We start from the raw sequence: 6,136 nt of genomic DNA, 5'->3' as shown, positions 1-6,136 counted from the left end.
CAAGGATCGGTATTTGCAGGGGGATAACGCCCTCCGGTCGGAAAAGAAAAAGGTAAAATGACCGGCTTTCAAACCTGGCCAAAAATAAATGAATTTGCTCCGAAGAGTTTTTGCCCACGACTTGCACGAATCGGTTTTATTTCAATTACATTCTCTAACGTTGCACGTTTTACAAACATCTTCATCCCAAAAAATTGCAATGATTGTTCGGGGTAATTGGAAAAAACAGACGGTTTTTTTGTGCCGTCACCGTAATTCATTCGGGTGATGAATTGAAAAAGCGTGCCTGAAAAGAGCAAGGACCCGGTTTCGGGTGTCGGGATAAATTTTTAGAAACAATTTTAAAAAATATCCGTCAATAATCTATGACGTGCCGTTAAGAAAACGGCGGTTCAGAGGCCGTACAGTTCATAATGAAGTAAAAGACCTGGGGTCAATTAAAGGAGGAAGAAAATGGATGAACAATCTTATGTTGAAGGAAAACCCGCAACTGCGGAAGAAGGCGGCAGTTTTTTTCAGAAGTGGTTTGATTTGTACATGAATCCGCAGCGTTCCTTTGAAAGCATCGATCAAAAGCCGGACTGGCTTCTTCCAATGCTGACACTGGCTGTTATCAGTGCCGTCGTGATGATTTTTATGATGCCCATTATGCAGCAATTTCAGATTGAACGCCTGATGGACCTTCGGGGTATTTCCCGGGATCAGGCGGAAGAAATTCTCCAGAAGGCCTGGAAAATTCAACAGTTTACAACGCCGGTATTTGTTTTGATCGGTACATTTATCGTTGAATTTGTGGTTGCATTCTTCTTTTATCTTGTGGGAACCGTGTTTATGGGAGGAAACGCTTCGTACGTGAAAGTGCTGTCTCTCTGGGCTTACACCTCTCTGGCGGTTGGAATTGTTGGTCTGGCTGTCCGGGCGCCGATTATGTTTGCCAAAAAAACGATGATGGTTCAAACCAGTCTGGCTGCTTTTCTCTCGACTGACGCCAAAGGCTCGCTTCTCTACAAGATTTTTGGGAAACTGGATGTTTTTGTGATCTGGCAACTGATTCTTGCCGTGATTGGATTTACCGTGATTTATAAATTTGATTCGAAAAAATCGGCAACGATTATTTTCGGATTGTACATCCTTTGGATCATTGTTTCTGTTTTATTTCAATCGGTGATTAAGACACCCGGAATGGGCGCCTGATGATGAGTAAAGGAGGATTTATGAAGTCGTTTTCAGTAAGTTTGTGGCTGCTTGTGTTCATTACGGCATTCTCAGCGTTGGGGATGGCCCAACCGAAACCCCTGATGCTGGGAGAGTGCATACAGACGGCACTGAAGCACAATCCGGAAGTCAGAAATGCCTATCGTCAAATCGATGTAGCCGGAAGCGGCATTATTTCGGCGCGGTCCACAATCCTGCCCTATATTTCCGGAAGTGCGTCTTCGTCCCATTCGGAACAAGCGCCACGAACATTTTTGCAGGATGTTCCGATCGGCATCGATCCCGTCACCAAACAAGTGACCTATGCACAGCGGGAAATTGTTCAGTCGGGTTATTCCAGAAACTCTCACAATTTGGGTGTTTCGTTGAGTCAAACGATTTATGACGGGGGGAAATGGTGGAATCGCATCCGGGAAGCCAATGCCTCCTATCGTTCTGCCGAATGGAGCTACAAATCGACCCGGCAAGCGATCATCCTTCAGGTTACCCAGCGATACTTTGAATTGTTAAAGGCCCTTCAATTGCAGGATGTTTACGAAAAGGCGGTAAAATCGTCGGAGGAGCAATTTCGAAAGACGCAAAGCATGTACGAAGTGGGCGCGGTTGCACAGGTCGATGTGTATAAGGCAAAGGTGACTCTTGGGCAGGCCAAGATGAATTTGATCAACCAGAAAAAACAAGTGCTTATTGCAAAATCCAACCTGAATGTGGTTTTGGGCAGAAATCCGGCCTCACCCCTGCAGATCGTTCAAAAGGATATCGAATGGATTCCCTTTACCGGAACGGTAGAAGAGGCCAAGCGGATCGCGCTGTCGAATAATCCGGGATTAAGGTCGCTGAAGGAACAGATTGTATCCAACAAATTTGCAATCAAAGTGGCAAAAGGGGATTATCTTCCGCAAATTTCCGCCCGGGCCAGTTACAGCCGGTTCAACACCCTTCTGGATCGGGTTTATTCCAAATGGGACAAGAATTACGGAATCAGTGTTTCGTTAAGTGTCAATTGGAATTTCTTTAACGGATTTCAGAGAGAAGCCAATATTTCCCGGCAAAATCTGAATTACCTGATTGCCAAGGAAAATCTGTCCAATCAGCAGCGGGCGCTGCTTCAGAGTGTGGAACAGGCATTTATGAATTTGCAAGCGTATCGGGAAATTTACGAAATCAACAAAGAAAATCTGAAAGCAGCGGAAGAAGACCTTCGACTGGCGCAGGAGCGGTACAAGGTTGGATCGGGGACGCTTTTGGAGGTGGTGGATGCTCAGGTTTCTTTAACCCGAAGCCGCGCAACATTGGTCAGTACAAAATATGACAATCTTATTGCCCTGGCGCAAATGTACAACTCGATGGGATCTCTGGAGCAGAAAATTAGCAAGTTAGTGCAAAAATAGTCCGGGAGAAAACGAATGGCCAAATGGAAGAAGATTTTAATTGTAAGCGGAGTGGTTCTGTTTCTGATCATCCTGGTTTATGTGAATATTAGAAAAAGCTCCGAAAATGAGGTGCCCGTACAGGTGGAGAAGGTCAAACGGGGCACGGTGACACACGTTGTTTCCGGCACGGGAAAGATTCAGCCTGAAGTGAATGTCAAGATCAGCGCCAATGTAGCGGCCCGAATTATTCAATTAAGGGTCGATGAGGGGGACCGGGTTCGCCAGGGGCAAATTCTGGTACAGCTGGACCGCAGGCGTTACGAGGCGGCTGTGACTCAGGCGAAGGCCGTTTTGAGTTCGGCCAGAGCCTCGTTACGACAGGCCGAAGCCTCTTTGAAAAATGCCAGGCGTGCTTTGAATCGCACGCAGAAGTTGTTTAAGCAGGGGTTGGCGTCAGAAGAGCAGCTGGATCAGGCAAAGACCCAATATGAAGTGCAGCGCTCCACTTTTGACGCCGCAAAGGACCGTGTCATTCAGGCAAAAGCGCAGCTTCAGCAAGCCGAGGATGATTTGAGCAAAACGACCATTCGCTCCCCAATCGACGGCGTGGTCATTCAGCGAAATAAGGAGGTAGGCGAAATTGCCCTTGGTTCCCAGTTTCAGGAAGATGTCATTCTTCAGGTGGCCGATCTGTCCAAAATGGAAGTCCAATCGGAGATTGATGAAAATGATGTGGTGGATGTCATGCCCGGCGACACGGCCCGCATCAGCATCGATGCCTTCCCGGACACAACCTTCACCGGCATTGTGTCCGAAATCGCTCATACGGCCATTGTGAGAGGAAGGGGAACCCAGGAAGAGGTGACCAATTTTCAGGTGAAAATCAGTGTGTTGGACACCATTCCGAAGCTTCGGCCGGGGATGTCGGCAACGGTTGACATTGAGACGGAAACACACAAAAATGTTCTGGTGGTTCCCATTCAGGCGGTAACGGTGCGGGATATTTCTCAAATTCCGTCCTTAAAGAAGGAAGTGAAAAAGGATTCCCTGGAAGAAGCTGAGGGACGACTGAAGCCGGAAGACAAGGTCAAAGAGGTTGTTTTTGTGGTGAAAAACGGGGTTGCGCACATCCGCCCGGTCAAGACCGGCATTTCTTCGGACACGGATATTGAAATTGTAAAGGGCGTAAAAGAAGGGGAATCCATCGTGGTTGGCAGTTTTCGTGCGCTGAGCAAGGAACTGCGCGACGGGAAACCCGTGAAAATTGAGAAGGCCCGGAAATTTAAGAATAAATAAAAGAAGGCCGTCCGGGTGGGCACAAACGGGATTTTCCTGATACCGCGACGAAACCAGAATTTGTTTTTTATGTTCCTTAAATTTGCGCTGTTGGGCTTAACAAGGTGTCACATCCGCCTGACCGTAGTGGAACGACCCGGTGTGTTAGGATGAATCGGAATTATCTTTACTATCGTTACGGAGATGAAGCATGGTTATTGAAGTACGTTCGTTAGAAAAGGAATACAATCTGGGAGCGGTGGTTGTAAAGGCCCTGCGGGGAATTAACCTGAATGTTGAACCCAACGAATATCTCGCCATTATGGGCCCGTCGGGATCCGGAAAATCAACATTAATGAACATTATCGGCTGCCTGGATACGCCTTCTGCGGGTGATTATTTTTTTGAAGGCAAAAATGTCAGCGGTTTCGATGATGACCAATTGGCTGAAATCCGCAATCAGAAAATCGGATTTGTGTTTCAAACGTTCAACCTTTTGCCGCGGGCTGATGCCCTTCATAATGTGGAACTCCCTCTTATTTATCGCGGTGTTCCCACAAAAGAACGGCGAAAAAAGGCCATAGAAGCCCTGGAACGCGTGGGTTTGGGTGATCGCATTCACCATCGGCCCAACGAACTCTCGGGCGGCCAGCGTCAGCGGGTGGCTATTGCCCGGGCCCTTGTAAATAATCCCTCCATTATTTTGGCGGATGAACCCACGGGAAATCTGGATACCACCACCGGCGAGGAAATTATGGCCATTTTCGAGGAATTGTATGAACAGGGGAATACCATCATTCTGGTTACCCACGAACGCTACATCGCCGAACACAGCCGGCGGATCGTTCATCTTCGGGACGGACTGATCGAAACGGATGAAGTGATCCCGGAAGAATCGCGGCGTGTGACGGCAAATAACCAAAATTCTCAGCCGTAAGGAATCCCTTTTATGCGCTACCTGCTGGAAATGTGGGAAAACCTGGTTATGGGCGTTCGGGCTCTGGTGGTTCATAAGCTCCGCGCCTTTTTAACCACCCTCGGAGTCATTATTGGGGTGATGACGATTATTGTGATCTTTACCGTGATTAACGGGCTGGACAAGGCCATGATGTCGGAGATTTCTTCACTGGGCTCCAACGTGCTTTTTGTGCAGAAATATCCCTGGTTTGCCGGAATGGACTGGTTTAAGTACCGGAATCGCAAAAATATTGGCATGAAGGAAGTAAAAGCCATTGAAGAAAAAGCCACGCTCATTGATGCCGTTTCTTACGAAAACGGCACCGTGGGTGCTGCGCGGTATCGCGATAAAACGGTGAAGAATGTACGGATTATCGGTACAAATGATCAATATCCGCAAACAGCCAATATCGACCTGGAAGTCGGGCGGTTTCTGATTCCCTCTGATGTCAGACACCGAACCTTTGTTGCCATTATTGGCTGGGATGTGGCCCAGAAACTTTTCGGGGATATAGATCCCATCAATCGGAGGATTAACATCCGGGGATTCAATTTTCGGGTCGTTGGGGTGGCCAAGAAAAGGGGCAAACTTTTCGGACAGAATCTGGATGTGCGGGTCTATATTCCATTTGGAACCTTTCGGAAGGTGTTCGGTTTCCGGCGTTCAATTACGATTCGTGTTCGGATGATTAACCCCAAATATATGGACCAGGTGAAGGATGAACTTCGCTGGATTCTGCGGTGGGCGCGCCATGTGCCCCCCACAAAACCGGATGATTTTGCCATTAATCAACAGGATATGATTACACGGGTTTACAGGAATCTTACCACCGGACTCTACCTGCTGGCGGTGGGTGTCGCGGCTATTTCGTTGATTGTGGGTGGCATTGGCATTATGAATATTATGTTGGTTTCGGTCACGGAGCGGACGCGTGAAATCGGCATTCGCAAAGCCATTGGTGCCAAGCGCCGGGACATTCTGTTCCAGTTCCTCATCGAATCGCTGTTGATCAGTTTTGTCGGGGGCTTGTTTGGAATGCTTCTGGGCTTTCTGATTGGTATTCTCATTCGATCCGTAACGCCCCTGCCTGCAACCATTTCCGTTTGGGCCATTCTTCTGGGGATTGGTTTTACATCCACCGTTGGGATATTTTTTGGGATTTATCCGGCATATAAAGCCGCCAAACTCAGTCCCATTGAGGCTCTGCGGTACGAATAAAAAAAGGCGCTTTTGAAACGACAGTTTACTTTTGCATGAAGAACCTTGCGAAGGTTTGAACCCTTCGCAAGGTTTTGTTTTTTTAAAGCCGGTCGTT

Annotated in this window: 6 protein-coding genes; 5 read left to right on the top strand and 1 reads right to left on the bottom strand. The window is 47.8% G+C overall.

All coding sequences use genetic code 11. The features are described 5' to 3' along the window. Positions 1-68 precede the first annotated feature (68 nt). Positions 69-260 carry a hypothetical protein gene (locus GXO76_00195; protein NOY76262.1) on the bottom strand — a complete coding sequence of 64 codons (192 nt, stop codon included), beginning with the start codon at positions 258-260 and terminating at the stop codon, positions 69-71. Between the two features lie 193 nt (positions 261-453). Between GXO76_00195 and GXO76_00190 the strand changes: the two genes are divergently transcribed. From GXO76_00190 to GXO76_00170, 5 genes are all read left to right on the top strand, one after another. Continuing rightward, complete coding sequence (locus GXO76_00190) at positions 454-1,194, top strand: YIP1 family protein (protein NOY76261.1); 741 nt, start codon at positions 454-456, stop codon at positions 1,192-1,194. A gap of 20 nt (positions 1,195-1,214) precedes the next feature. Next, a complete protein-coding gene (locus GXO76_00185) occupies positions 1,215-2,606 on the top strand; it encodes a TolC family protein (protein ID NOY76260.1) in 1,392 nt (463 codons plus the stop codon). A gap of 15 nt (positions 2,607-2,621) precedes the next feature. Then, positions 2,622-3,884 (top strand): efflux RND transporter periplasmic adaptor subunit, encoded by a 1,263-nt coding sequence (locus GXO76_00180; GenBank protein ID NOY76259.1) that lies wholly within the window; start codon positions 2,622-2,624, stop codon positions 3,882-3,884. Between the two features lie 190 nt (positions 3,885-4,074). After that, positions 4,075-4,800, top strand: a complete 726-nt coding sequence (locus GXO76_00175; GenBank protein ID NOY76258.1) for an ABC transporter ATP-binding protein — start codon at positions 4,075-4,077, stop codon at positions 4,798-4,800. A 12-nt stretch (positions 4,801-4,812) separates the two neighbouring features. Beyond that, positions 4,813-6,039 carry an FtsX-like permease family protein gene (locus GXO76_00170; protein NOY76257.1) on the top strand — a complete coding sequence of 409 codons (1,227 nt, stop codon included), beginning with the start codon at positions 4,813-4,815 and terminating at the stop codon, positions 6,037-6,039. Positions 6,040-6,136: the final 97 nt, after the last annotated feature.

Source organism: Calditrichota bacterium, from assembly GCA_013151735.1.
Taxonomy (GTDB): Bacteria; Zhuqueibacterota; JdFR-76; order JdFR-76; family BMS3Abin05; genus BMS3Abin05.
The sequence above is the reverse complement of the archived record's forward strand: the minus strand, read 5'-3'. Positions and strand labels throughout refer to the sequence as shown.

Excerpts from the sequence above, each read along its gene's own strand:
- GXO76_00170 (NOY76257.1), top strand. The coding sequence starts at position 4,813 with ATGCGCTACCTGCTGGAAATGTGGGAAAACCTGGTTATGGGCGTTCGG.
- GXO76_00175 (NOY76258.1), top strand. The coding sequence starts at position 4,075 with ATGGTTATTGAAGTACGTTCGTTAGAAAAGGAATACAATCTGGGAGCG.
- GXO76_00180 (NOY76259.1), top strand. The coding sequence starts at position 2,622 with ATGGCCAAATGGAAGAAGATTTTAATTGTAAGCGGAGTGGTTCTGTTT.
- GXO76_00185 (NOY76260.1), top strand. The coding sequence starts at position 1,215 with ATGAAGTCGTTTTCAGTAAGTTTGTGGCTGCTTGTGTTCATTACGGCA.
- GXO76_00190 (NOY76261.1), top strand. The coding sequence starts at position 454 with ATGGATGAACAATCTTATGTTGAAGGAAAACCCGCAACTGCGGAAGAA.
- GXO76_00195 (NOY76262.1), bottom strand. The coding sequence starts at position 260 with ATGAATTACGGTGACGGCACAAAAAAACCGTCTGTTTTTTCCAATTAC.